21 protein-coding genes and 1 other RNA gene are annotated in these 22,768 nt (G+C 61.3%); 13 read left to right on the top strand and 9 right to left on the bottom strand.

Annotation, left to right across the window (positions count from 1 at the left end):
* Nucleotides 1-347: 347 nt before the first annotated feature.
* The 3 genes from QYQ99_RS03455 to QYQ99_RS03465 form a co-directional block, all read right to left on the bottom strand.
* A complete protein-coding gene (locus QYQ99_RS03455; RefSeq protein WP_302091437.1) occupies nt 348-2,093 on the bottom strand; it encodes a methyl-accepting chemotaxis protein in 1,746 nt (581 codons plus the stop codon).
* 139 nt (nt 2,094-2,232) lie between these two features.
* Nucleotides 2,233-2,760 (bottom strand): inorganic diphosphatase, encoded by a 528-nt coding sequence (gene ppa / locus QYQ99_RS03460; RefSeq protein WP_003056663.1) that lies wholly within the window; start codon nt 2,758-2,760, stop codon nt 2,233-2,235.
* A gap of 227 nt (nt 2,761-2,987) precedes the next feature.
* The gene (locus QYQ99_RS03465) at nt 2,988-3,512 is read right to left on the bottom strand and encodes a DUF962 domain-containing protein (RefSeq protein WP_302091438.1); all 525 of its coding nucleotides are present in this window, start codon (nt 3,510-3,512) and stop codon (nt 2,988-2,990) included.
* Nucleotides 3,513-3,573: 61 nt separating this feature from the next.
* On the opposite strand from QYQ99_RS03465, the gene QYQ99_RS03470 reads away from it, so the two are divergent.
* The 6 genes from QYQ99_RS03470 to QYQ99_RS03495 all read left to right on the top strand — a co-directional run bounded on the left by QYQ99_RS03470 (nt 3,574) and on the right by QYQ99_RS03495 (nt 8,891).
* A complete protein-coding gene (locus QYQ99_RS03470) occupies nt 3,574-4,386 on the top strand; it encodes a Crp/Fnr family transcriptional regulator (protein WP_302091439.1) in 813 nt (270 codons plus the stop codon).
* A gap of 140 nt (nt 4,387-4,526) precedes the next feature.
* A complete protein-coding gene (locus tag QYQ99_RS03475; protein WP_302091440.1) occupies nt 4,527-5,153 on the top strand; it encodes a DUF2889 domain-containing protein in 627 nt (208 codons plus the stop codon).
* 97 nt (nt 5,154-5,250) lie between these two features.
* Nucleotides 5,251-6,393 (top strand): GTP 3',8-cyclase MoaA, encoded by a 1,143-nt coding sequence (gene moaA, locus QYQ99_RS03480; RefSeq protein ID WP_302091441.1) that lies wholly within the window; start codon nt 5,251-5,253, stop codon nt 6,391-6,393.
* Nucleotides 6,386-7,051 (top strand): molybdenum cofactor guanylyltransferase MobA, encoded by a 666-nt coding sequence (gene mobA / locus QYQ99_RS03485; RefSeq protein WP_302091442.1) that lies wholly within the window; start codon nt 6,386-6,388, stop codon nt 7,049-7,051. The genes moaA and mobA overlap by 8 nt, the downstream gene beginning before the upstream one ends.
* An 86-nt stretch (nt 7,052-7,137) precedes the next feature.
* On the top strand, nt 7,138-8,511 hold the full coding sequence (gene moeA / locus QYQ99_RS03490) for a molybdopterin molybdotransferase MoeA (protein WP_302091443.1): 1,374 nt from the start codon (nt 7,138-7,140) through the stop codon (nt 8,509-8,511).
* A 53-nt stretch (nt 8,512-8,564) separates the two neighbouring features.
* Nucleotides 8,565-8,891: a thioredoxin family protein gene (locus QYQ99_RS03495; protein WP_034371783.1), complete on the top strand. Its 327-nt coding sequence runs from the start codon at nt 8,565-8,567 to the stop codon at nt 8,889-8,891.
* A 27-nt stretch (nt 8,892-8,918) separates the two neighbouring features.
* Here QYQ99_RS03495 and rnhA read toward each other — a convergent pair whose 3' ends face one another.
* Nucleotides 8,919-9,368: a ribonuclease HI gene (gene rnhA, locus QYQ99_RS03500; protein ID WP_003056672.1), complete on the bottom strand. Its 450-nt coding sequence runs from the start codon at nt 9,366-9,368 to the stop codon at nt 8,919-8,921.
* Nucleotides 9,365-10,198: a methyltransferase domain-containing protein gene (locus QYQ99_RS03505; RefSeq protein ID WP_034371780.1), complete on the bottom strand. Its 834-nt coding sequence runs from the start codon at nt 10,196-10,198 to the stop codon at nt 9,365-9,367. The genes rnhA and QYQ99_RS03505 overlap by 4 nt, the downstream gene beginning before the upstream one ends.
* 19 nt (nt 10,199-10,217) lie before the next feature.
* Between QYQ99_RS03505 and gloB the strand changes: the two genes are divergently transcribed.
* Both gloB and QYQ99_RS03515 read left to right on the top strand, forming a co-directional pair.
* Nucleotides 10,218-10,991: a hydroxyacylglutathione hydrolase gene (gene gloB / locus QYQ99_RS03510; protein WP_053282548.1), complete on the top strand. Its 774-nt coding sequence runs from the start codon at nt 10,218-10,220 to the stop codon at nt 10,989-10,991.
* Nucleotides 10,991-12,517, top strand: coding sequence for a transglycosylase SLT domain-containing protein (locus QYQ99_RS03515; RefSeq protein WP_302093103.1), 1,527 nt, complete (start codon nt 10,991-10,993; stop codon nt 12,515-12,517). Before gloB ends, QYQ99_RS03515 begins: the two co-directional genes overlap by 1 nt.
* Nucleotides 12,518-12,646: 129 nt before the next feature.
* Here QYQ99_RS03515 and recR read toward each other — a convergent pair whose 3' ends face one another.
* From recR to dnaX, 3 genes are all read right to left on the bottom strand, one after another.
* Nucleotides 12,647-13,237: a recombination mediator RecR gene (gene recR, locus QYQ99_RS03520; protein WP_034371771.1), complete on the bottom strand. Its 591-nt coding sequence runs from the start codon at nt 13,235-13,237 to the stop codon at nt 12,647-12,649.
* 162 nt (nt 13,238-13,399) lie between these two features.
* Entirely contained in the window at nt 13,400-13,732 is a 333-nt protein-coding gene (locus tag QYQ99_RS03525; RefSeq protein ID WP_003066189.1) for a YbaB/EbfC family nucleoid-associated protein, read from the bottom strand.
* A gap of 27 nt (nt 13,733-13,759) precedes the next feature.
* Nucleotides 13,760-15,931, bottom strand: a complete 2,172-nt coding sequence (dnaX, locus tag QYQ99_RS03530) for a DNA polymerase III subunit gamma/tau (protein ID WP_302091444.1) — start codon at nt 15,929-15,931, stop codon at nt 13,760-13,762.
* Between the two features lie 103 nt (nt 15,932-16,034).
* Between dnaX and ffs the strand changes: the two genes are divergently transcribed.
* An RNA gene (gene ffs / locus QYQ99_RS03535) (signal recognition particle sRNA small type) lies at nt 16,035-16,130 on the top strand.
* Between the two features lie 313 nt (nt 16,131-16,443).
* On the opposite strand, the gene rimO is transcribed toward ffs, so the two are convergent.
* On the bottom strand, nt 16,444-17,841 hold the full coding sequence (gene rimO / locus QYQ99_RS03540; RefSeq protein ID WP_034371765.1) for a 30S ribosomal protein S12 methylthiotransferase RimO: 1,398 nt from the start codon (nt 17,839-17,841) through the stop codon (nt 16,444-16,446).
* Between rimO and QYQ99_RS03545 the strand changes: the two genes are divergently transcribed.
* From QYQ99_RS03545 to QYQ99_RS03560, 4 genes are all read left to right on the top strand, one after another.
* The gene (locus QYQ99_RS03545) at nt 17,840-19,492 is read left to right on the top strand and encodes a recombinase family protein (RefSeq protein ID WP_302091445.1); all 1,653 of its coding nucleotides are present in this window, start codon (nt 17,840-17,842) and stop codon (nt 19,490-19,492) included. The genes rimO and QYQ99_RS03545 overlap by 2 nt on opposite strands.
* 115 nt (nt 19,493-19,607) lie before the next feature.
* Nucleotides 19,608-20,021, top strand: a complete 414-nt coding sequence (locus QYQ99_RS03550; RefSeq protein ID WP_202788658.1) for a LexA family protein — start codon at nt 19,608-19,610, stop codon at nt 20,019-20,021.
* A gap of 6 nt (nt 20,022-20,027) precedes the next feature.
* Nucleotides 20,028-21,326, top strand: a complete 1,299-nt coding sequence (locus QYQ99_RS03555) for a Y-family DNA polymerase (protein ID WP_302091446.1) — start codon at nt 20,028-20,030, stop codon at nt 21,324-21,326.
* A 176-nt stretch (nt 21,327-21,502) separates the two neighbouring features.
* Nucleotides 21,503-22,678: a PIN domain-containing protein gene (locus QYQ99_RS03560; RefSeq protein WP_302091447.1), complete on the top strand. Its 1,176-nt coding sequence runs from the start codon at nt 21,503-21,505 to the stop codon at nt 22,676-22,678.
* Nucleotides 22,679-22,768 lie beyond the last annotated feature (90 nt).

The following is a 22,768-nucleotide window of genomic DNA, read 5'->3' on the forward strand; positions in this document are numbered from 1 at the left end:
TCTGCTCAATCGGAAAATATCTCTGTGGAGCGCATATGAGTTCCAAGGGTCCGGGATAAGGTCTTATCTGTTTTCAATTGTTTCCAGTTTCATATTTCTTGCCTATCTTCAGGAACCTACAGCCACGTAGGCAGGCACTTACGCCGCCCTGCAGTTACTAGAAGTTACCAATAAAGATCCATAGCGATTCTCGAGCTCCAAAGCACAGACATTGCTTTGAAAAGGCACCAAGCCACCCCGCTTCTTGATGAATATCAAGACAGTTTGATGAAAGCTTGTAAAAAAACCCCGGTAGCGATCGCTACCGGGGTTCTGAGAAATATTTGCTTGCCGAAACAGTCAATGGCTTAGAACTGCTCCCAGTCCTGATCGCTGCTCAAGGCCGGCTGGGTCGGCTTGGCGGCCATCTGCACGGTTTTGGCCTGGCCCGGGTCGGCGGCCTTGGCGGCAACGGCCCTGGCGACGGGTTCGGTACGTTTTTTCAGAGCCGCCGCGGCAAAGCTCTGGGCCTGATTGCCGAGCTGAAAAATCGCCACCGAATCGACCAAGGCCTTGGCCTGACGCTGCAGGGAGTCGGCGGCTGCCGCGCTCTGCTCCACCAGGGCCGCATTCTGCTGCGTGGTCTGATCCATCTGGGTGACGGCTTCGCCCACCTGGGCCACGCCCTGGCTCTGCTCACGACTGGCCGCACTGATCTCGCCCATGATGTCCGTCACGCGGCCGATGGCCGTCACGATTTCGGCCATGGTGGCGCCGGCCTTGTCCACCAGCTGCGAGCCTTGCTCCACGCGCTGCACGCTGGCATGGATGAGCTGCTTGATTTCCTTGGCCGCCTCGGCGCTGCGCTGGGCCAGCGTGCGCACCTCTCCCGCCACCACGGCAAAGCCACGACCTTGCTCGCCGGCTCGAGCGGCTTCCACGGCCGCATTCAGGGCCAGGATATTGGTCTGGAAGGCAATCGAGTCGATCACGCCGATGATGTCGGCGATCTGGCGGCTGCTGTCGTTGATGCCCTTCATGGTGTCCACCACCTGGGCAACCACATCCCCGCCGCGACCCGCGACATCGGAGGCATTCTTTGCCATTTGATTGGCGGTCTGGGCGTTGTCCGCGTTCTGACGCACGGTCGAGCCCAGTTGTTCCATGGATGCCGCCGTTTCCTCCAGGGCGCTGGCCTGGCTTTCGGTGCGCGATGAAAGATCGGCATTGCCCTGCGCGATCTCGCTGGACGCCAGGGCCACGCCATGGGCATTGCCGCGCACATCCTGGACCACGGCGGACAGTTGCCGACGCATGTCTTCCAGCGCGTTGAGCAGCAAGCCCATTTCATCGCGGCGCTGATTCTTCACCACCATGCCCAGCTTACCGGCAGCCACGGCCTGCGCCAGCTCCACGGCCGTGGCCACGGGCGCCGTGATGGCACGTGTCATCGCAATGCCGACCACGGCAGCAAACAGCACCACCAACGCCAGCGTGCCGAGCAGCCAGTAGCGAGCCAGCTCGAAGCTGGATTTTTCGGCCTGCTGGGCCTGAGCCGCGCTCTCGAGTTGCAGCGTCATCAGCTTGCCCGTGCTTTCCGCCAGTTGGCTGAAGGCCTGCTCGGACAGCCCCGCAAAGAACAGGCCCAGCTCATCGGCCATGCCGGCCTGGCTGTCCACGGTGTTGTAGTCGCCGTCGCGGGCCCGCGCCAGCAGCTGCTCGTGCAGCTTCAGGAAATTCGCCTTGTTGGCCTGATAGCCTTCATAGGCCTCGCGCAGCGGCTGGCTGGCAATCAGCTCATGGACCACCTTCTCCTGCTCGGCAATGGTCTTCAGGCGCTGCTGGATCTGCTGCTCGTAGCCTTCGATCTCGACCAGGGTGCGTGCAGTGGCGATACCTGCCTCATGGCGTCGCAGCCGGTTGTACTCGGATCGCATGGAGGCTGCGTTGTAGACGCTGGGCAGCGCCACCTCGGATACCTCGCGGCCCGCTGCATGAATGCTGGACAGCTGCAGCCAGGCCACCAACCCGAGCAATGCAGACAACAACACCAGCGCCGTAAAGCTGATGCCCAACTTGGTCCCCACGCGCCAGTCCGAAATCTTCCAACTCATGCGCTCCCCCTCGTATCTATCGATGCAGGCCATAAAAAAACGCACCAAGCGAGGTCCGCCAGGTGCGTTTCAAATTGTATATATGCAGATTGCGGGGCTTCTCTGCAAGTAAAGGTTAGAGACCCTTTACTAGTTTGGATCAGCCCTTGTAGTTGGCGATACCGTCCACGATTTCCTTGTGTGCCGCGTCCACGCCCTTCCAGCCCAGAACCTTGACCCACTTGCCCTTTTCCAGATCCTTGTAGTGCTCGAAGAAGTGGGCGATCTGCTGCAGGGTCAGCTCATGGATGTCGCTGAGGTGGTTGATCTTGTCGTAGGAAGGCAGCAGCTTCTGCGTGGGCACGGCCAGAACCTTGCCGTCGACGCCGGACTCGTCTTCCATCTCCAGGATGCCGATGGCACGGCAGGGCACGACCACGCCGCTGGGCAGGGGGAAGGGAGTCATCACCAGCACGTCCACGGGGTCGCCGTCGCCAGACAGGGTCTGGGGCACATAGCCGTAGTTCACGGGGTAGTGCATGGCAGTGCCCAGGAAACGATCCACGAACAGGCAGCCGGACTCCTTGTCCACTTCGTACTTCACGGGAGCCGAGTTGGCCGAGATTTCGATGACGACGTTGAAGACTTCAGGCGTCTTGGAGCCGGGGGTCACATTGTTCAGAGACATGATGGTTGGGTGAAGTAATACAAAAAGCCCCGCAAGAGCCAACAAGGCATCAGCCCCCTAGGGTCAGCCCGCGATTTTAGGCGCATGACCCTAACGCAGGCATTACATGTTTGAAAGATGCACGCACAGTTGTGTATTACCGCCGGGCGCCGCTAGCCACAACACCCATAAAAACTCACTCAAACCAATATAAATATAGAGGACTTAGCTCTCAGAACCAGAGCATATCAAGCGTTCACCGGGTGCCGGCGACGCACGGGGCCGCTGCGTTGCTCCACCGCCGCCTGCACCTCCTTGCGCAGCCCGAGCGCAAAGCCCAGCTCGGCCGCCACAAACAGCGGGCCTATCAGCAGGCCCATCACATCGTCAAAAAAAGCGGGCTTGCGTCCTTCCCAGTAGTGACCGATGAACTGGATCACCCAGCCCAGCGCAAACAAGCCCAGCCCCCAGGCCAGCCAGCTGCCCATGGGCTGCGCGGCGATGTGAGTGGCCAGCGCCAGCATGGCGGCTAGCAGCACGCTCATGAACAGGCCGTAGCGCCCGTCCAGCCGCCAGTAATACACCGCAGCGGCAACTGCTGCCAGCAGGGCCAGCGAGATCGGCATACCGCCAGGCGCACCCCATTGCAGCCTGGCCAGGAGAATGACCACCGCCTGCATGATCATGGGCACGCCAATGTAGTGCGTCACGATATTGCGCGGGTCGCGGTGGTAGCCGGCGTAGTTGGACAGTTGATCGATTAGGGTTTTCATCGCTGTATCTCCTGGTCGCTTGTCAGAGCATGGTGGCGCAGCATCAACCTTGCCGTCTGTCATGCCACCGACACAAGCGCTAAACCCCTCACCCAGGCCTGCACCGGCCGCAGTGCCCACTGCACGCCAGCGCGGCAGCTTCGAGCATGTCAACTCCAATGACCTCTGGGCCATTGTGCAGGCAGGGCGCTGGTTCCGCTCCCTGCCGCCGGAGTTGACCGCCCAGATGCAGCAACTGGCCCAGCCAAGGCTGCTGACCGCCGGCGAATGGCTGTTTCGCCGCGGCGATGCCCCCTGCGGCCTGTATGCGGTGGCCAGGGGCTCGCTCAGCATCTCCGGCACGGCAGCACTTCAGGAAAACACCCGCACAGCCTTGCTGACCTTGATCGAGCCGCCAAGCTGGCTGGGCGAGATCGCCCTCTTCGATGGCGAGCCCCGCACCCACGACGCCTGCGCCAATACCGCCTGCGCTCTGCTGCATATCCCTATAACGCCGCTGCGCGAATGGCTGGATGCCAACCCGCATTGCTGGCGCCACATGGCCCTGCTGCTGACCCACAAGCTGCGCTCCAGCCTGATTGCGCTGGAGGAACAGACCGTACTGCCTGCTCCGCAGCGCGTGATGTGCCGCCTGGTGCAGATGGCCATGGGCCACGAGCAATGGGCCGACCGCATGCGCACTCACCGCGAGCTGGCCGTCTCGCAGGAGCAGATCGCACGCATGCTGGGCCTGTCGCGCCAGACCACCAACCAGATACTGCAGGAGCTGCAGCAGGCCGGCTGGTTGCAACTGCGGCGCGGCAAACTGGAAGTTCTCGATCTGGCCGCACTCAAGGCCGCAGCACTCACCGGGCAAATACCCACGAGCAGCTAGGCGCTTGCCGCCAGGCTCGGGGTCGCCCCCCCTGCCGCCGCGCTGTCCGCTTGGTGCTGGACAAGCCTGCTATCTCTTTGATAATGAAATCGGGTCTGGCGCACCAGACCCGATTCAAGATCATCGCGGGCGATCCAGCCATGCTCCGACATGCCGTCGTCGCCCGCCATAACAACGTATACCCCATGCCCTTGCCTCCCAGTGCCAGCCGCACGCCAGCCCCCATCCACATGCGCGACGTCAAATACCGGGGCTATGCCCGTGATGACGGCATGTGGGACGTGGAAGCCGAGCTGATCGACCAGAAAACCTATGACATCGAGCTGCACGGCCGCCGCAAAGTGCCGGCAGGCAAACCGATTCACCATATGTGGATCCGCCTGACCATCGATGCCGACATGGTGGTGCACGGCATAGAGGCTGCCATGGACGACCACCCCCTGGGCCACTGCCCCCAGGCCACAAAGTCCATGCAGAAGATGGTGGGCTGCTGCATAGCCCGTGGGTGGCGCCGCGCCATTGCCGACAATCTGGGCGGGGTGGTGGGCTGCACGCATTTGCGCGAGCTGCTGTTCAATATGGCAACGCCCGCCTTCCACACCGTGCTCAACCAGTTCGGCCCCAATGGCTCGGGCCTGCCGCCACGCCATCTGGGCCAATGCCTGGGCTGGGACTTCAACGGCCCCGGCGTGGCCGAGTTCTACCCCGAGTTCAAAGGCTGGAAGCCGATCGCTCAGCAACCCACGGAAACCACTACAAAAGACTGATCCACAATACCGTCAAGCGCTAACAGCTATCAAATTTGATAAGCCACAACAAGCCCGCAGCCGGCCCGGACTTCGCGCTTGCGGCACAATCGAGCCCATGGCAGAACGTGTGATTCCCTTGGTCGATGAGCGTGCGGCGAGCCGCAACGCAATCGTCCCCAGCCCCCTGCAGACCCCTACCGGGCTGCTGCAGGATCAATGGGGACGGCCTTTGCGCGACCTGCGCATCAGCGTCACCGACCGCTGCAACTTCCGCTGCAACTACTGCATGCCCAAGGAAGTCTTCGACAAGAACTACCAATATCTGCCTCACAGCTCGCTGTTGAGCTTCGAGGAAATTACGCGCCTGGCCAGACTTTTTGTCGCCCATGGCGTGCGCAAGCTGCGCCTGACCGGCGGCGAGCCGCTGCTGCGCAAGAACATCGAAGCCCTGATCGCCCAGCTGGCCGAGCTGCGCACGCCCGATGGCCAGCCGCTGGACCTGACACTGACCACCAACGCTTCGCTGCTGGCACGCAAGGCCCGTGCCCTGAAGGACGCCGGCCTGAATCGCGTGACCGTCAGCCTCGACGGGCTGGACGACGCCGTGTTCCGGCGCATGAACGATGTGGACTTCCCCGTGACCGATGTGCTGGCGGGCATCGAGGCTGCGCAGGCCGCAGGTCTGTCGCACATCAAGGTCAACATGGTGGTCAAACGCGGCACCAATGACGACCAGATCCTGCCCATGGCCCGCTACTTCCGCGGCACGGGAATCACACTGCGCTTCATCGAATACATGGACGTGGGCGCCACCAACGGCTGGCGTATGGACGAGGTGCTGCCCTCGGACGAGGTGATAGCGCGTCTGCGCGCCGAGCTGCCGCTGATCCCGCTGGCGCCCAGTGCCCCTGGCGAGACCGCCGTGCGCTGGGGCTATGCCGATGCCAGCGGTCAATATGACCCGCAACTGGGCGAGGTGGGCGTCATCAGCAGTGTGACCCATGCTTTCTGCGGCGACTGCAACCGCGCACGCCTGTCCACCGAGGGCCAGCTCTATCTGTGCCTGTTCGCCAGCCAGGGCTGGGACTTGCGCAGCCTGCTGCGCACGGGCGCCAGCGATGCCGAGATTGCCGGCGCCATCGCCCCCATCTGGCAGCAGCGCGACGATCGCTACTCGCAGCTGCGCAGTGAAATGCCGCCCGATGTGGCGCCGGTGCAGCAAGGTCGGCGCATCGAGATGAGCTATATCGGTGGCTGACTCACGCATCCCCCCTGAGCAGATCACCGGCTGCGTGCTGGCCGGGGGGCGCGGTGCACGCATGGGCGGCGTGGACAAAGGCCTGCAGCGCTTTCAAGGCTTGCCACTGGCACTGCATGCATTGCAGCGCCTGGCCCCGCAAGTCGGCCCCCTGCTCATCAATGCCAATCGCAATGCAGCGGCCTATGCTGAGCTGGTCCAGCCACTGGCTGCCGAGGTCTGCGCCGACAGCCTTCCCGACTACCCCGGCCCGTTGGCGGGATTCATGGCTGGCCTCGCGCATTGCCGCACGCCATGGCTGCTTTGCGTGCCCTGCGATACGCCGCTGCTGCCCCTCGATCTGGCTGCGCAAATGCTGGCGTCGCGCGGCGATGCCGATATCGTCATCGCTCACGGCTGGGATACCGAGCATGCCCTGCCGGGTCAGCCGCCGCAACTGCGCGCCCAGCCTGTGTTCTGCCTGCTGCGGGCCCAGCTCGCCCCAAGCCTCGAGCGCTTCATCATCGGCGGCGGTCGCAAGATAGACGCCTGGACCGGCCAGCATCGCAGCGCCCAGGCCCTATTTGACCGCCCCGGGGACGAGCAGGCCTTCAGCAACGCCAACACGCTGGCCCAGTTGCTTGATCTGGAGCAAATCGCCCCCGAACGCCAATCCTGATTCACCGGCGCCTCAAGCCAAAAGCGTAAAGTGCCACGCAGCCCCATGGCCGCATCCCGTCATGAGGTTTTTTATTTTCTGCTGTTATGACTGCGACTTTTCAACCTGCCGCTTCCACCAGCGCCCAGACGCTGACCACTGACCAGGTGCTGCAACAGCTGCAGGCCCTGCTGCAGCCGCTGGGTGCGGTCGCAGAGGTGGAAACCGTCGCCCTGCCCGAGGCTCTTGATCGTGTGCTGGCAGCCGATGTGGTCTGCCCCGTCAACGTCCCCCCCCATGACAATAGCGCCATGGACGGCTATGCCTTTGCCGGCAGCGAACTGGAGCAGGCGCAGCCCGGCCGGCCACTGGTGCTGCGTGTGGTGGGGACGGCGCTGGCAGGAGGGCCCTGGCAAGGCCGGCTTGGCTCTGGCCAATGCGTGAAGATCATGACGGGTGCGGTCATGCCGGTGGGTGCGGACACGGTGGTAGTCCATGAGCAGGCCAGCGCTGTCCAGGAGTGCATTCAGTTTGACGGCCATGCCCTGCGTGCAGGTGCCAATCGTCGCCTGCGCGGCGAAGACCTGGAGCAAGGCTCTGTGGCGCTGCAGGCCGGCCAGCGTCTCACACCAGCCGCTCTTGGCCTGCTGGCCAGTCTGGGACTGGGCCAGGTCAGCGTGCGGCGCCGGCTCAGCGTGGCTTACTTCTCCACCGGCGACGAGCTGCTGAACCCAGGCGCCGAGCCGCGCGAGGGAGCCATCTACGACAGCAACCGTTTCAGCCTGCAGGCGCTGCTGCGCCGACTGGGTGCCCATGTGCTGGACCTGGGGGCCGTGCCCGATGAGCCGGCCGCGCTGGAAGAGCGCCTGCGCGAAGCAGCCACCCTGGCCGATGTGGTGCTGACCAGTGGCGGCATCAGCGCCGGCGAGGCCGATCACACCCGCGCGATGCTGCAGCGTCTGGGCACCGTTCAGTTCTGGCGAGTGGCCATGCGTCCCGGTCGGCCACTGGCGGTGGGCCTGCTTGCTCCCGCCGGTGGAATTTCACTGACCAGGTCGGCAGGTATTCCAATCAAGACAGGCGCAAGCGGCTCCCAGAATCAGAGCAACCTACCGCCCACTCAGCGCCCGGCGGTGCTGCTGGGACTGCCCGGCAACCCAGTGGCCGCCATGGTGAGCTTTCTGATGTTTGTGCGCCCGGCCCTGGCCATGCTGGCTGGCGAACGCGGCGCCCCTGCGCCATTGCTGCAGGCGATCAGCAGCGAGCGCCTGCGCAAACGCCCGGGTCGTACCGAATATCTGCGCGGCATACTCGAACTCGACGAAAAGGGCCAGGCCGCCGTGCGCACCACGGGCCCGCAAGGCTCGGGCGTGCTCAGCTCCATGGTCGCAGCCGACTGCATCATCGTGCTGGACGATACGCGCGGCGATGTCCTGCCCGGAGAATCCGTCAACGTCCTGCTGCTGCAGGGCCTGATCTGAAGACAGTCTTGCCGTCTGGTCTTCGACCTTCGATCCATTCTGGGAAATATTTCATGCCATACCAAGCCACCCACTGGGCCACAGAACCCACAAGGCAAGCCATCGATGCGCTCAAGGGCGCGAATTTGCTGGAATTCGGCACCCCCTGGTGCGGCCACTGCCAGCGCGCCCAGCCACTGTTGCAGTCCGCGCTGTCAGTCCAGCCCGAAGTGGCGCACATCAAGGTGGAAGATGGTCCCGGCCGGCCGCTGGGGCGCAGCTATCGCGTCAAGCTCTGGCCCACGCTGATTTTTCTGCGTGACGGCAAGGAAGTGGCGCGCATCGTGCGTCCCGAATCCGAGCAGCAGATCCAAGAAGCACTGGCACAGATCACGAACTGAGCCAGCGCAACTGGTCCAGCTGCTGGCTCAGCCGTTCTTGAGCGCCAACTCCACGCCCTTGTTGGCCAGCGCATCGGCGCGCTCGTTGCCGGGGTCCCCGGCATGGCCCTTGACCCAGCGCCAGTCGATACGGTGGCCGCTGCCCTGCACCAGCGCGTCCAGCTGCTTCCAGAGCTCGACATTCTTGACGGGTTCCTTGGAAGCGGTGACCCAGCCCTTGGCCTTCCAGCCCTGGATCCACTCGGTAATGCCTTTGCGCACGTACTGGCTGTCCAGATACAGCACCACATCGCAGGGACGCTTGAGCGCGGACAGCGCCTCGATCACGGCCTTGAGTTCCATGCGGTTATTGGTGGTTCCCAGTTCACCACCGAAGAGTTCCTTCTGTGCCGATCCGGCCTGCAGCAATGCGCCCCAGCCTCCAGGGCCGGGATTGCCCTTGCAGGCACCATCGGTATAGATCACAACTTGATTCAATTTTCTTCCTTGTTACGCCAGAACATGTCCGGCGGCTGCCTCTGGGTCACGGGCGCCTTCATGCCAGCTGGCACGCTGCCCTTGCGCCAGCTCGGGCTCATCAGTCGCATGCCCTGCACGCGCTTGACGGCCACCACGCAATAGACGCCCCCCATCACCGGCCAGCAGCGGTGGCCCAGGCCTTCCATGAACTGCCAGCGGCTCAGCCACTTTTCACTTTCAGTGGCAGGACGATAACAGCCAAATTGCACTGCTTCGATCTCGAAGCTCAGCAATCGCAGCCAATCGCGCAAACGCCAGTAGCCCACCCCCAGGCTCAGGTCCGGCAAATAGCCCGCACTGCGCTCCACCCTGCGCTGCAAGCCCAGCAGACTGGAGGGGTTCAGCCCGCTGATCACCAGCCGCCCTTCGGGCACCAGCACGCGCGCAGCCTCGCGCAGTGCGGCATGCGGATCGTTCGAAGCCTCCAGCGTATGCGGCATCAGCAGCAGGTCGAGGCTGGCCTCGGCAAAAGGCAGGGCTTCCGGGGCTGTCCGGAGCGCCGGCATCAAAGGGGCAAAATTATGCGCATCATCGGCAGGCGGCTGCACCTGCGACACTCGGTCCGCCGCCGCTTGCGCTACAGTGCCTGCTTTTGCATCCGGAACGGGATCGAGGCCCTCCAGTGCCAGCCAGCGATGGGGCATGCGGTTGCCGCGCAGGCCTTGCAGCTGCGGCAAGCCCAGTTGCAAGGCGTGGTAGCCAAAGATATCGGCCACCGCCTCGTCAAAGCGCTGCTGCTCCCATTTCAGGAGGTAGTGCCCGAGGGCTGAATCCGTCCAGTGATGCATCTCTATAATTTTGCAGCTCATGAACCTGTTGCCCATTCCCGCTTTTTCCGACAACTACATCTGGATGCTCCACGATGCAGAACATGCCGTGGTCGTCGATCCGGGTCAGGCCGAGCCTGTGCTGAGCACATTGGCACAGCGGGGTCTGAAACTGCTGGGCATTTTAGTCACCCACCATCATGCCGACCATGTGGGCGGCGTTGAGACCATTCGTGCGGCCACCGGCGCTCCCGTCTGGGGCCCTGCCTACGAGTCCCTGCCCGAGCCCGTCACGCGCGTACAGGGCGGCGACAGCGTCGAGTTGTTCGGTGGCCCCTGGCAGGTCATCGATGTGCCCGGGCACACCAGCGGTCATATCGCCTTCTTCAGCACCCGGGCGCAAAGCCAGCCCCTGCTGTTCTGCGGCGACACGCTGTTCTCGGGCGGCTGCGGCCGCCTCTTCGAAGGCACGGCAGCGCAGATGCAGGCTTCGCTGGACGCACTGGCCGCCCTGCCCGGCAACACGCTGGTGTGCTGTGCACATGAGTACACAATTTCCAACCTGCGATTTGCGCAGGCCGTGGAACCAAACAATCCGGAACTGGCTCAGTATCTGGAATATTGCCAGCAACTGCGCAAGAACGGGCTGCCCACGCTGCCCTCCACATTGCAGACCGAGCTGGCCATCAACCCGTTCATGCGAAGCCGCGCTGCCGATGTGATCGCGGCCGCCGTGCACCATGATCCTCAAACCAGGCCCGAGGAGCCCGCCAGCGTGCTGGCTACCCTGCGCCAATGGAAAAACGTTTTCTGATGAAGCTGCTATCCACCCTGCTGCTGACAAGCGCACTGATATTAACCGGCTGCGCAACCACCAGCAGCGTCGACCCCATGTATCCGAACGGCCCCCTCAAACCCCTGGGCCAGGGCAAAGTCGGCAGCTCCGAAGTCGCTGAACTGGAAGCCACGGGCGATCTCTGGGTTCGCATCCGCAAGGGCTTTGCCATGCCCAATCTTGAGCAGGATCTGGTCCAGAACCAAGAGCAGTGGTATGCCACGCGCCCCGACTACATCCAGCGCATGACGGAGCGATCGAGCAAATACCTGTTCCACATCGTCGAGGAACTGGAGCGCCGCAATATGCCGACAGAGCTGGCGCTGTTGCCCTTCATCGAGAGCGCCTTCAACCCTCAGGCCGTTTCCAGCGCCAAGGCCGCCGGCATGTGGCAGTTCATGCCGGCCACGGGCACCTATTTCGACCTCAAGCAAAATGTCTTCCGCGATGATCGCCGCGATGTGCTGGCCTCGACCCGCGCCGCGCTCGACTATCTGCAAAAGCTCTACAACATGTTCGGCGACTGGCATCTGGCCCTGGCCGCCTATAACTGGGGCGAAGGCAGTGTGGGCCGCGCCATCAAGCGCAATGAAAAGCTGGGCCAGCCCGCCGGCTACCTTGATCTGCAGATGCCGGCCGAAACCCGCAACTACGTGCCCAAGCTGCAAGCCGTCAAGAACATCGTGGCCGAACCCGAGAAGTTCAACACCGAGCTTCCCATCATCGAAAACCACCCCTATTTCCAGGCCGTGGATCTGCCGCACGACATCGACGTGGAGCTGGTGGCCAAGCTGGCCGATGTCAGCGTCAAGGACTTCAAAGCACTCAACCCCAGCTTTCACAAGCCGGTGATCTTTGCGCGCGCCACACCACAGGTGCTGCTGCCCTGGGACAATGCCAAGGTTTTCCGCCGCAATCTGCAGGCCTATAGCGAAGGCCAGTTTGCCAGCTGGACGGTATGGACCGTGCCCACCACCATCACCGTGGCCGAAGCCGCCCAGCGTGCAGGCCTGGGCGAAGCCGATCTGCGCGCCATCAACAACATCCCGCCGCGCATGCTGATCAAGGCCGGCTCGACCCTGATGGTGCCGCGCGATGCCAACGTCAAGACCGATGTGCCCGGCCATGTGGCCGACAACGGTCAGATCTCCTTCGCACCTGAAGTCGTGACCGTGCGCACCACGGTCAAGGCGCGCAAGCGCGATACCCTGGTCAGCGTGGCCAGCCGCTATGGCATCAGCGTCTCCAACCTCGCGGACTGGAACGACCTCAAGTCCACGGCATCCTTGCGCCCCGGCCAGTCGCTGATTGCCTACCTGCCCAGCCGCGCAGCCCGCAGCGCACGCGCCGAAAGCAGCGACAGCTCAGCCCGCAACACTCGTGGCGGCAGCAAGGTGGCAGCCACCGCCGGCAAGAGCGCCAAGACCAGCACCGCAACCACTCCCCGCGGCGGCAAGAGCGAACCCAAGGCACGCGGCGGCACACCTGCCAAGAAGCGCAAATAAGCCTCGCCAGCCGCAAAAAAGCCCGCTGTTCGCAAAACCAGCGGGCTTTTTTATATCTACTCGTTTAACGAAGTAGATAGCAACAAACGCTTGATAGAAAAGCGCTTGAGGCCAATCCAATCAATATCTTCAGCGCCTATCCACCAGCGCGTGGGCAATCGTGCCCAGATCCACATATTCGAGTTCGCTGCCTATAGGCACGCCGCGCGCCAGCCGCGTGACCAGAATGCCGCGCGACTTGAGCGCCTCGCTGACGGCATGGGCCGTGGCCTCGCCCTCGGCCGTGAAGCTGGTGGCCAGAATCACCTCCTGCACCACGCCGTCACAGGCACGCTCGAGCAACTGCTTCATGCCGATTTCCTTGGGACCCACGCCATCGAGCGGCGACAGCCGCCCCATCAGCACATAGTAGTAGCCCTGATAGGCCCCCGTGCGCTCCATGGCAGCCAGATCGGCCGGCGCTTCGACCACGCACAGCCGAGCCCCGTCGCGCCCGGCGTCATCACAGATTCGGCAGATAGCGCCTTCGGTAAACGTATGGCAGCGCTCGCAGTGATGCACCGAGTTCACCGCAGAGTCCAGTGCCCGGGCCAGCTGCAGCGCCCCGGCCTGGTCACGCTGCAGCAAATGAAACGCCATGCGCTGCGCCGACTTGATGCCCACACCCGGCAGTCGGCGCAAGGCCTCGATCAAGGCATCCAGAGATTGCACATCAGACACGCGTTGTCCTTTCAGTCACCAGAAAAAAGGCGACCTGCCACTGCGCAGATCGCCATTCATCCCCTGCACACTCCGGCCAGGGACAGCGAGCAAGAACCGCATCGCGGCATCGCAGCCATCTCTTTGCCAGGGAAGCGGCACCGCCGCTCAAGGGAAAATCCGTCAGAACGGGAACTTCATCCCGCCTGGCAGTCCAGGCATACCGGCAGTGATCTTGCCCATCTTCTCGTTGGAGGTCTCTTCGGCCTTGCGCACAGCCGCGTTGAAGGCAGCAGCCACCAGGTCTTCCAGCATGTCCTTGTCTTCGGCCAGCAGGCTGGGATCGATGGTGATGCGCTTGACGTCATGCTTGCAGGTCATCACGACCTTGACCAGACCGGCACCGGATTCGCCTTCGACTTCGATATTGCCCAGCTCTTCCTGAGCCTTCTTCAGGTTGTCCTGCATGGCCTGAGCTTGCTTCATCAAACCGGCGAGTTGTCCTTTGTTGAACATGAGAATTCCTTCTTTTGTTGAAACGCCTTATTCAGGCTGAATAGATATGGGCTTGATACTACCGGGCACGATTTTCGCGCCAAAGTCTCGCATCAAGGTTTGTACCTGCGGATTGCTTTTGACAATGTCCTCGGCCAGCAACTGGCTGGCTTGCCTTTCCAGGGCCAGCCGGCGGGCAGGACTGTCCGTCACCGGCCCTTGCTCAACCTGCAATTGTCGCGCATGACCGGCTGCTTCCAGCGCAGCACGCAGACGATCACGTGTGCCAGCCTGATTGAGCGAGTTGGACTCCACGCGCAGCCGCCACAGATCGCCTTCACGGCCCAGCAGCTGCGACTGCAGCGCCAGTTGCCGCGCCACAGCCACCACGGCTTCGCTCTGCAGCAACTGCTGCACCACGCCAAACCACAGATCGCCCTCGGGGGTGCACTCCACAGGGGCTGCATCCTGGGCCGTGCTGACATAGCCACCGCTTGCGCTCTGGGCCGCCGGCTCGTCAGACTCCATGGGCGGCATGGCATGCAGGGGCTGGCCGACATCCAGGTCAGCATCATCACCCCAGCGCCCATCGTCAGACCAGCCCTCATCGGGCATGCCTGCCCAGGCCGCCTCGCTGGCATCCTGCTCTTCGGGAGCATCAGCCATATCGACGACCTCGGCGCTCTCGGACGCATCGTCGGCGGGCATTTGGCCTACCTCTGCGACAGCTTCATGATTCGCCGAGGGCATGGCTTGCTGAACCGCAGCAGGCTCAGGCGTCACCGCAGGAGCTGGCGATCGGGTCGGCTCCGGAGCGACCTGCACCACCGGCTCTGCTAGGGAATATGCAGCTGAATCCGAGCGATCGGCAACAGCTTGAATATGTTCTGGCTCGGCCATGCCGACCTCTGACGCAGGCTCCTGCTTTGGTGCGGACTCCGGTGCGGCTTTCGTAACAGGCTGCGGTACAGACGGGATGGACTGAGCCTGGGCCGATGGTGCCTCCATCGCTGCTGGCGGTGAAGCCGGTGGCTGCTGAATCGGATTCGGAGCCTGGACAACCGGACGGCTAGGCCTCAGCGCTGGAGTTTTTTTTTCAGCCGTGCCAGCTTCGGCGTTTTCCGGCTTGAAGGCCAGCAACCGCAGCAGCGCCATGGTCAACGCCGCATATTCATCGGGGGCCAGCCCCAGCTCTGCACGCCCATACAGGCAGATGCTGTAGAGCAGTTGAGTCTCGTCGCGCGGCATCAGACTGGCCAGTCGGTCCACTTCGGCGGCCTCGGGGTCGCTGGCATCCAGCGGCATATCGGGCACAGCCTGCAACACGGCCATGCGCTGCAGCACGGCGCACATTTCTTCCAGCGTCGATGCAGCAGACAGACCGTTGTGACGCAGCTCTTCGGAGACTTCCACCACCGTGCGCCCGTGCCCCTGCGCCAAGGCATCGATCAGGCGGAATACATGGCTGCGATCCACGCTGCCCAGCATCTGGCGCACCGTCGCCTCCTGCAACTGGCCGCTGCCAAAGGCAATCGCCTGGTCGGTCAGGCTCAGCGCATCACGCATGGAACCACGTGCAGCACGCGACAGCAGGCGCAGCGCCTGAGGCTCCGCCGGCACGCTTTCCTTATCCAGCACATGGGTCAGGTGCTCCAGAACCGTCTCGGGCGCCATCGGACGCAGATTGAACTGCAGGCAGCGCGAGAGCACAGTGACCGGCACTTTCTGCGGATCGGTCGTGGCCAGCACGAACTTCAGGTACTCCGGAGGCTCCTCCAGCGTCTTGAGCATGGCGTTGAAAGCGGTGTTTGTCAGCATGTGCACCTCGTCGATCATGAAGACCTTGAAGCGCCCCTGCACCGGCTTGTACACCGCCTGCTCCAGCAGGCTCTGCACCTCATCCACCCCCCGGTTGGACGCAGCGTCCAGCTCGGTGTAGTCGGGGAAACGCCCGCTATCGATTTCAGTGCATGCTGCGCAAACTCCGCAGGGGGTTGCGGTGATTCCACCGTTACCGTCCAGGCCCTGGCAATTCAGAGACTTGGCCAGAATGCGCGACACCGTGGTCTTGCCCACGCCACGTGTGCCCGTGAACAGATAGGCATGGTGCAGGCGCTGCTGGGTCAACGCATTGGTCAGAGCCTGAACCACGTGCTCCTGTCCCACCATTTCGGTGAAGGTACGGGGCCGGTATTTGCGAGCAAGCACTAAATAAGACATAGCCTCTGATTCTACGGGGCCGGGACATGCCAACAAGCCTGCTCCTGGAATCTCATTTCACAGCTCGCTGGGCTGTGTCTGTTTTGCATCTATAATCGAGCATGACGGGCCTCCTCGCATGGGGAAGCAGCCAACCGGGTCAGGTGGGGAACCAAGCAGCCCTAACTGTGGATACAGTGCCGAGATCAGGCTCGTCACCTTTCGATGGAAACCTCTTTACAGACAAGAGGCTGTCTTCCGAGAAAGGCCATTTTTCACCATGAACAACACCATGCAGTAGCACTTTGCCCAGAAAAAGTGTTTCGCATCGACGCCCCATGCCTGGGGTCTCAACCTGATTCCAGAGGCGGCAGCGACCCGGTCAGAGCTAAACCCGTCATTGCCTCAAGATCTCCCGCAGGCAATTGACAGACAAGAGCCACAACCAAGAGATCAGATGCAAAAAGGCCGCAATTGCGGCCTTTTTGTTCTTACCGGATTGACAGGGCGCCGCACAGCGGCGCCATGGAAACTCAAACCGGAACGCCCACCAGATCATGCCCCTGCGTGCCCACGATGCGCACGCTGATCAGCTCACCCACCTTGTAGGTCTTGCTGGCCTTTTCGGGCGGCTGGATGTGAACCACGCCGTCGATCTCGGGGGCATCGGCATAGGTTCGGCCCACACCGCCCTTTTTGCCCAGGCTGACAGCCTTGTCCACCAACACCTTCATGACCTGGCCCACCCGGCGCTGCAAACGCTTGGTGGAGACTTCCTCGGCCACTTCCATGAAACGCGCACGACGCGCTTCGCGCACCTCTTCGGGCAGCATGCCAGGCAGCTCGTTGGCGGTGGCGCCTTCGACAGGGCTGTAGGCAAAGCAGCCGGCACGGTCGATCTCGGCTTCGCGAATAAAGTTAAGCAGATGCTCGAACTCCTCCTCGGTCTCGCCGGGGAAACCGGCAATGAAGGTGGAACGAATCACCAGCTCGGGGCAGATCTTGCGCCATTCGCGGATACGGTCCAGGTTCTTTTCGCCCGATGCGGGTCGCTTCATGCGCTTGAGCACATCGGGGTGGCTGTGCTGCAAGGGCACGTCCAAGTAAGGCAGGATCTTGCCCTCGGCCATCAAGGGCAGGACCGCATCCACGGTGGGATAGGGGTAGACATAGTGCAGACGCACCCAGGCACCGTGCTGCTGCGCCAGCTTGCCCAGCTCGTCGGCCAGCTCCAGCATGCGGGTCTTGACGGGCTTGCCGTCCCAGAAGCCGGTACGGTACTTCACATCCACACCATAGGCCGAGGTATCCTGGCTGATCACCAACAGCTCTTTCACGCCCCCTTCGAACAGCGCCTTGGCCTCCTTGAGCACATCGCCGATCGGACGCGAGACCAAATCGCCGCGCATGCTGGGGATGATGCAAAAGGTGCAGCGATGGTTGCAGCCTTCGGAAATCTTCAGATAGGCATAGTGCTTGGGCGTGAGCTTGATGCCAGCATCGCCAAAGCTGCCAGGCACCAGGTCCACGAACGGGTCGTGCGGCTTGGGCAGATGAGTGTGCACCGCATCCATCACTTCCTGCGTCGCATGGGGTCCCGTGACTGCCAGCACGCTGGGATGCACTTCGGCCACCATGGTGGAGCCACCCTCTTTGCCAGCCTTGGCACCCAGGCAACCGGTCACGATCACCTTGCCGTTGGCTGCCAGAGCTTCGCCAATGGTGTCCAGACTTTCCTTGACGGCATCGTCGATGAAGCCGCAGGTGTTGACGATGACCAAATCCGCGCCTTCAAAGGTCTTGGAAGTCTGGTAACCCTCGGCGCTGAGCTGCGTGAGAATCAGCTCGCTATCAGTCAAGGCCTTGGGGCACCCGAGTGATACCATACCTATACGGGGAATTTGATCTTTCTGGGAGATGGCTTCAGTCATGGGGGATTCTGCAAAAAATGGTTTGGTGTATAGCTATCTGCGGTTCTCTGATCCAAAGCAATCGGCAGGCGGCAGCACAGACCGGCAGCTTGCATATGCTGCCAAGTGGGCTGCCGAGCACGACCTCAAACTTGATACCCATCTATCGTTAAGGGACGAGGGGCTTTCTGCCTACCATCAGCAGCACATCAAATCAGGCGCCCTGGGCGTGTTCCTGCGTGCTGTTGAAGAGGGGCGCGTTCCCTTTGGCTCAGTGCTCATTGTTGAGGGCTTAGACCGCCTATCTCGCGCCGAACCCATCCAGGCACAGGCGCAACTGGCCCAGATTGTAAATGCGGGCATCACTGTGGTCACTGCAAGCGACGGGAAGACCTACAGCCGGCAGCGGCTGAAGGACAACCCGATGGACCTTGTCTATAGCCTGCTGGTGATGATTCGCGCTCATGAAGAGTCGGACACCAAGAGCAAGCGGGTCAAGGCAAGCGTTCGCCGTCTGTGCGAAAAATGGATTGATGGCTCCTACCGGGGACGCGTTGAGCAGGGACACGACCCGGCGTGGCTCACACGCAATGACGCCGACGGCTGGGACTTCAAGCCCGAGACGGTCAAAGCCATTCTGCTCGTGATCGAAATGTACAAGCAAGGCTTGGGCGGCAAGCGAATTATTGAAAAGCTGAACGCCGAGGGTCTGCGCATGTACCCGACGAGCAAGGAAAATCAAACGCTTCAGGTCTACCGCATCACCAAAATGCCCCAGCTGGCAGGACATAAGCCCATCAGCGTGGACGGTGACGAGTACCTGCTCAAAGGCTATTACCCCCCACTGCTGTCAGAGGTTGAATGGGAGGACCTGCAACGGATCGTCAAGAGCACTGGACGCCGCAGGGTGAAGGGCGACCTGCCGCACGTGATCACCGGAATCGGCATCACGTACTGCGGCTACTGCGGACACCCCATGGCCGGACAGCACCTGGCCAGCAAGAAACGGCTACCGGATGGCCGGATTCGGGATGGCTACAGGCGTCTGCTGTGCTCGGCCGCGGCCACCTTCAGCGCAGTCTGCCCGGTCCGTGGCTCTACCTCAGTGGCCCCCATCGAGCGAGCAATCATGTCTTACTGCTCCGACATGATGAACTTGCAGGGCCTGTTTGAAGCCGATACCAGTTCCGAAAGCCGCAAAGAGCTCCTGAAGGCGCAAAAGAATGTCGAAGCGATAAAGGCCCAGCTCGACAAGCTGACAGATGCCATGCTCGCCTCGGCAGATGAAGGAATACCACTCACCTTTGCCCGTCGCGCCCGCCAGCTGGAAGAAGATCTAGCAATCGCGGAGAAAACGCTGGCAGCCCAGGAACGCGATATCGCCATGCTCGCCCGACGCGACATATCTGGTGCTGATGAGAAATGGCGGGCACTCGCTGCCGGCGTGGAAGCCCAGGACATAGAGACACGACTGCAAGCACGCCAGCTTGTCGCTGACACCTTCAGCCGCATATCGGTCTACCACCATGGTCTGCGTCCCAATCACACACCGAAGTCCCGTGACTACTACATCGACCTGATGCTGGTAGCCAAAGGTGGAAGCTCCAGATGGCTTCGCATCGACCGGGATGGCAACTGGGTACACGGCGAAAACTACGAAGTCGCTGACTAATCCACAGCGCCGTGAGAACAAAGACCCCATGCGCTGGCAGCAGGGGTTTTCAATATTCGCCCAGAAAAGGCGGATATATACTGTATGCATGTACAGTCATCGACTCTTGAGCGGCATGCCCGTCCAACTCACTGCCTCCCCAGTTGCTTTGCCTCTGGCAGATTGCAGCGTGCGCGCGGGCTTCCCCTCTCCAGCCGAGGACTTCTCTGGCAAAAGGCTGGACATTGCCGAGCTGCTGATTGAGCACCCGCAGGCCACGTTCCTGCTGAGGGTGGCCGGGCCATCCATGCGCGAGTACGGCATCGACGACGGCGACCTCATCGTGGTGGACAGGGCACTGCGCGCCCGTCATGGCAGCATCGTTGTGGCCGTTCTTGACAATGACTTCACAGTCAAAGTCTTGTACAACGCTGGCGGCAATTTCAGGCTCCGGGCCGGCAACCCCACCTACCCCGACATCGTCCCCAAAGAAAACCAAGAGCTAGAAATCTGGGGCGTGGTCAAGTCCTGCATCAAGCGCTTTGCATGAGCATGTATGTTCGCGCTTATCGACGGCAACAACTTCTACGTCAGCTGCGAGCGGGCTTTCCGGCCTGCGCTCCAGGGCATTCCTGTTGTTGTCCTGAGCAATAACGACGGCTGCGCCATCTCACGCTCCGACGAGGCCAAGGCCTTAGGCGTGAAGATGGGGCAGCCGTTTTTTCAATTGCGCGATCTGGTAGAGCACAAGGGGCTTGTCTGCCTCTCACCAAACTTTGAGCTGTACGGCGACATGAGCGACCGCATGATGTCGCTGGCTGCCGGCCTGGGCCCTACCCAGGAAATCTACAGCATCGATGAATCATTCATCGGGGATCTGGACGGCGTGCGTGATCTAACCCGGCGCGCCTTCGCCATTCGCGCACGGATTCTGAAATGGACCGGCATACCCACTTGCGTGGGCCTGGCCCCCACCAAGACCCTGGCCAAGCTCTGCAACCACGTCGCCAAGGACTCGGAGCGCAAGCCTGGCAGCTACCCTGCCGAGCTGCAGCGAGTCTGCAATTGGGCCGAGCTGACCGAGCAGCAACGCGCCGACATTCTCGGCCGCACCGCCGCCGGCGAGGTCTGGGGCGTGGGCCGGCGCATCTCTGCCCAGCTGGCCGAGCAGGGCGTGCTGACCGCATTGGACCTGGCCAGGCTGCCCGCCCATGCCGCGCGCGATGGCTGGAGCGTGGTGCTGGAGCGCACTGTGCGCGAGCTGCAAGGCGTGAGCTGCATGACGCTGGAGACGGCCCCTGCCGCCAAAAAGCAGATTGCATGCACCCGCAGCTTCGGCCACCCCATCACCACCCTGCCCCCATTGATTGAAGCCGTGAGCGAATTTGCAACCAGGGCCGCAGAAAAGCTCCGCGCTGGTGGCTTGCGCGCAGGCGCCCTGCATGTTTTCGCGCACACCTCGCCATTCAGGCCCGGCCGCAGGTTCTACGAAACGGCCGTGATTCAACTCCAGCCACCCTCATCAGACACCAAGGCTCTAGTCAACGCGGCCGTGCGTGGGTTGCGCTTGATCTACCAGCCTGGCTATCAGCTCGCCAAAGCCGGCGTCATGCTGCAGGATCTGTGCCCCACTGATGTGCAGCAAGGCGATCTGCTATTTCAGGAACCCTGCCGCGATCAAAGCAAGCTGATGGAAGCCATGGATAAGGTCAACAAGCGCTTCGGCAAGGGCACGGTGCATGTCGCCAGCACCGGCGTGCCCGAGCAGGACGAGAGCGGCTGGCGCATGCGCCAAGAGCGCCGCACGCCGCGCTATACGACCAAGCTGCATGAGATACCTATTGCACGTGCTTAAGGACTGGCGCTTAACCCAGGTGACGTCAATAGCGTCTAGATACATTCATTCCCTGCTCGACAACCAAAGATTCTTTCGATGCACAAGAAAATTCGATCACATGTAGCTTCACATTAATTTTCTGCAACAATCCATCTGCACAAACTCAATAGAATCAAATTATTTTCAGGGACAGCATGCCATCCATATCCACAAAAGAACTAAAAAGGGCCGTCATTAGTGGGAAAGTCGGCGCGATCACAATTGACACATCAATAGTAGAACGCCATCAGTTTGGCTTTGAAGTTGGCGTCCTCGCCTTGATGTCGCAATTTAGTAGGTCGGACGTAACTCATCTAATTCCAGACATCGTCCTTCACGAAATTACTGCTCATCTGAAAAAAGAGTCTATCCTCCAAAAGAGCAAAGCAACCAACGCACTAAAGCCACTTGGGAACTCATGGGGGATAGACAAAGAGAAGCGAACAGAAGCACTTCGAGTTTTGTTTGGAGAACAGTCGGGTGAAGAGAGAACACAAGAGCGCTTGCAAGAGTTTCTTGATAACACCAGTGCGACCGTGCTTTCATGTGCCGAGTTCGTAGGCATAGGCGAGTTGCTATCGCGCTTCATTGAAACAAAGCCGCCATTTGGCACCAAAGAGGCGAAGAAGAACGAATTTCCAGATGCAGTCGCATTACTAGGGCTTGAGGGGTGGGCTCGAAAAAACGACACAACAGTCGTCGCTGTCTCTACAGACGGAGATTGGAAGCAATTCTGCGCAAGCTCAGATTTGATCTACATTGTGGACAATCTAGCGCATGCGCTCTCCGTTTTCCAAAGCGACGCAGATGAGGCAGCAGATCTATTTAAGACCATGCTGCTGCGTAACGAGGTCGCAGATGTCGAAGTGACAATTAACGAAGCCTTGAATTTCCAATCAGACAAGATAGAAATTCATGTGGAGGCATACTCGCAATGGAGTTACGATGAAGACGCACCTGACATCTCGTTTGAGCCTGATAAACCACTTCTAGAGCAGATCCAGGAGTTTGATGTAGTTGAGTACGAAAGCAATACACTGGTAATTCAGACCACTGTATCAATGAACGTTACAGCAGCGATCAGTTTTGGATTGGACCAATGGGACTCCATTGACCGCGAGTACCTTCACCTTGGCAATGCAACGAGGTCTTGTACAGAACTAACCGACTTAAACCTCATCCTCACCATCGTTTTCGAAAATGGCAGCGCATCGATCGATCACGTTGAACTGCTCCCAACTGGGATTTCGATGGACTTTGGTGAGTTAGAGCCTGACTGGATGCACGGACCAGACGATCATGATGAGATGGAGGAGGAGGGATCCATCTAAAATGGGCTCGGCCATATTTTTTACTCAGATCTGAAATGCCTTTGATCGAAGGCTACTGATCAAGCTCCAAACGCAAAACAGCGCCCCGAC

The organism is Comamonas testosteroni (assembly GCF_030505195.1).
In the GTDB taxonomy this organism is placed as follows: domain Bacteria; phylum Pseudomonadota; class Gammaproteobacteria; order Burkholderiales; family Burkholderiaceae_C; genus Comamonas; species Comamonas testosteroni_G.